Genomic DNA, 3,342 nt, shown 5'->3' on the forward strand with positions numbered 1-3,342 from the left:
CAAAAGATCGCAGCCTTCGGCAGCTCCTACAGGGCGCACGCAAATCCAATGTAGGAGCTGCCGAAAGCTGCGATCTTTTGATCTTTTATAGACCGGTGCAGGCGCTGGCGCCATAAACCCACCGTGCTAGAATGCCGCCCGCATTTGCTGGCCATTTGTACGGCTTGTCATAAAAAGCTGATAGGCACACGAAGGGCCTTGCGCAAGTTTTGCCAAGGACCTGAACCGAAAACGGAACGCTGCGCACCAGGATTTATGAGACTCAAGCCTTTTCCTACATTCTTTGCCCTGTTTTGCCTGCCCGGCCTCGCCGCCGCGGGGGAAAAAACCGTGTACGGCCTCAACGAATACGCTTCGCTTGACGGCATCAATCTGGAAGTCGCGGCGAAACTCGACACCGGGGCGAAAACCGCCTCGCTGAGTGCCCGCGACATCAAACGCTTTAAACGCAACGGTGAGTCCTGGGTGCGCTTCTACCTGGCCATCGACGCCGCGCATTCGCACCCGATCGAACGGCCGCTGGCGCGGGTCAGCAAGATCAAGCGCCGCGCCGGCGACTACGACCCGGAAGAAGGCAAGAAGTACACCGCCCGTCCGGTGATCGAGCTGGATATCTGCATGGGATCAGCGCTGCGCAGCATCGAAGTGAACCTGACCGACCGAAGTGCGTTCCAATACCCGCTTTTGATTGGCTCCGAGGCGCTGAAACGCTTCGACGCGCTGGTCGACCCCAGTCTTAAATACGCTGCCGGCAAACCCGCCTGCACCATCGCCGCTCATACCGCCGAGTAATTTCCATGCGTTCTCTAACCTTCCACCTGAAAATCCTGATCACCATTCTGGTGCTCCTGGGCGTTTCGGTTACGGCCTATCAGATTTTCGTGCTCGGCATCCCGGTGACCGAAGATGCGACCGACGACTTGTGGAACATCGACGCCAAGGTCGAATTCGTCGCCAGCACCAAGGATCCGGTGAAGATCCAGATGTTCGTGCCGCCGTTGAGCCGCGATTACGTCAGCCTCAACGAGAGTTTTATCTCCAATAACTACGGCGTCGCCGTGAACCGCGTCGACGGCAACCGCAAGGTCACCTGGTCGGCGCGCCGGGCCAAAGGGAATCAGACGCTTTATTACCGTCTGGTGCTGACCAAGCGTTACACCGCGGAAAAATCCAAGATCAAAGGCCCGACCTTCCGCGACAGCATGGTCATCGAAGGCCCGGAGAAAATCGCCGCCGAAGCACTGCTCGCGCCGATCCGCCAGCATTCCGCCGACGTCGAAACGTTTATTGGCGAGGCGATCAAACGCGTCAACAACGTTAACGACGACAACGTGAAACTGCTGCTGGCCGGCGATCCGTCGACGCCGCACAAAGCCAAAATCGTTGAACTGCTGCTGTCCATCGCCCACGTGCCGGTGGAAAAAGTCCACACCATCCGCCTCGTCGCCGACCAGCCGCAAACGCCTGAACTGTGGCTGCGCAGCTTCAACGGCAACGACTGGCTGTACTTCAATCCGGAAACCGGCGAACAAGGCCTGCCGACCGACCGTCTGCTGTGGTGGACCGGCGATGAGAACCTGATCACCGTCGACGGCGGCAAGAAGGCCAACGTGACCTTCAGCCTGAATAACAGCGAGATGAACGCGATTCGTCTGGCCAAGCTGACCGACGAAAACACCGACGCCAACTTCCTCGAATACTCGCTGTACGGCTTGCCGCTGCAGACCCAGCAGACGTTCATGATCATGGTGATGATCCCGATCGGCGTGCTGGTGATCCTGATCCTGCGCAACCTGATCGGCCTGCAGACCCTCGGCACGTTTACCCCGGTGCTGATCGCCCTCGCCTTTCGTGAAACGCAGCTGGGCTTCGGCATTCTGCTGTTTACCGTGATCACGGCGTTGGGTCTGTCGCTACGTTCGTACCTGGAACACCTGAAGCTGCAAATGCTGCCGCGACTCTCGGTGGTGCTGACCTTTGTCGTGGTGTTGATCGCGGCGATCAGCCTGTTCAGCCATAAGCTCGGGCTGGAACGCGGTCTGTCGGTGGCGCTGTTCCCGATGGTGATTCTGACCATGACCATCGAACGCCTGTCGATCACTTGGGAAGAGCGCGGTGCCAGCCATGCGATGAAAGTCGCGATTGGTACGCTGTTCGCCGCGTCTCTGGCGCACCTGATCATGACCGTGCCTGAGTTGGTGTACTTCGTGTTCACCTTCCCGGCGATCCTGCTGATTCTGGTTGGCTTCATGCTGGCGATGGGTCGTTATCGCGGCTACCGCCTGACCGAACTGGTGCGTTTCAAGGCTTTCCTGAAGAAGGCTGACGCCTGATGTTCGGTTTCTGGAAGACCTGGAAGGCCCTCGAGGCGCGGGGCATCATGGGCATCAATCGGCGTAACGCCGACTACGTGCTCAAGTACAACAAGCGCAGCCTGTACCCGATCGTCGATGACAAGATCATCACCAAGGAGCGCGCCATCGCGGCCGGCATTCACGTGCCAGAGCTGTATGGCGTGATTTCCACCGAAAAGGAAATCGACAAGCTCGGCGAGATCATCGGCGGGCGCAGCGACTTCGTGATCAAACCGGCCCAAGGCGCTGGCGGTGACGGCATCATTGTCATCGCCGACCGTTTCGAAGGTCGCTATCGCACGGTATCGGGCAAAATCCTCGCCCACGAAGAGCTTGAGCATCACATCTCGAGCATCCTCACTGGCCTGTATTCGCTGGGCGGCCATCGTGACCGGGCGCTGATCGAATACCGCGTGACCCCGGATCAGATCTTCAAAAGCATCAGCTACGAAGGTGTGCCGGACATCCGCATCATCGTGCTGATGGGTTATCCGGTGATGGCGATGCTGCGCCTGCCGACCCGGCAGTCGGGCGGCAAGGCCAACCTGCACCAGGGCGCGATTGGCGTGGGTGTCGATCTGGCGACCGGTTTGACCCTGCGCGGCACCTGGCTGAACAACATCATCACCAAACACCCCGACACCACCAACGCGGTGGACGGCGTGCAACTGCCCTACTGGGACGGTTTCATGAAACTCGCCGCGGGCTGTTATGAGCTGTGCGGGTTGGGCTATATCGGCGTGGACATGGTGCTCGATCAGGAGAAAGGTCCGCTGATTCTGGAGCTCAATGCGCGGCCGGGGCTGAATATCCAGATCGCCAATGACTGTGGGCTGACGTTGCGCACGCACGCGGTTGAAGCGCGTCTGGAAGAGCTGAAGGCGCGTGGGGTGACGGAGACGGTTGAAGAGCGGGTGGCGTTTACCCAGGAAATGTTTGGGCATATTCCTGCTGTCGAGGGCTAAAAGCTGAAGAGCCCCTCACCCTA

Annotated in this window: 3 protein-coding genes; all 3 read left to right on the top strand. The window is 59.1% G+C overall.

Annotation, left to right across the window (positions count from 1 at the left end; all coding sequences use genetic code 11):
- Positions 1-255 precede the first annotated feature (255 nt).
- From rloA to PMI23_RS22850, 3 genes are read left to right on the top strand one after another with little or no spacing between them, the layout of a single operon-like run.
- Positions 256-792 (top strand): retropepsin-like aspartic peptidase RloA, encoded by a 537-nt coding sequence (gene rloA, locus PMI23_RS22840; RefSeq protein WP_007916436.1) that lies wholly within the window; start codon positions 256-258, stop codon positions 790-792.
- Between the two features lie 5 nt (positions 793-797).
- Positions 798-2,333: an osmotic stress tolerance membrane protein RloB gene (gene rloB, locus PMI23_RS22845; RefSeq protein WP_007916437.1), complete on the top strand. Its 1,536-nt coding sequence runs from the start codon at positions 798-800 to the stop codon at positions 2,331-2,333.
- Positions 2,333-3,319: an alpha-L-glutamate ligase-like protein gene (locus tag PMI23_RS22850; protein ID WP_007916439.1), complete on the top strand. Its 987-nt coding sequence runs from the start codon at positions 2,333-2,335 to the stop codon at positions 3,317-3,319. The genes rloB and PMI23_RS22850 overlap by 1 nt, the downstream gene beginning before the upstream one ends.
- The last annotated feature ends 23 nt before the right edge of the window (positions 3,320-3,342 follow it).

Source organism: Pseudomonas sp. GM24, assembly GCF_000282235.1.
Taxonomy (GTDB): Bacteria; Pseudomonadota; Gammaproteobacteria; order Pseudomonadales; family Pseudomonadaceae; genus Aquipseudomonas.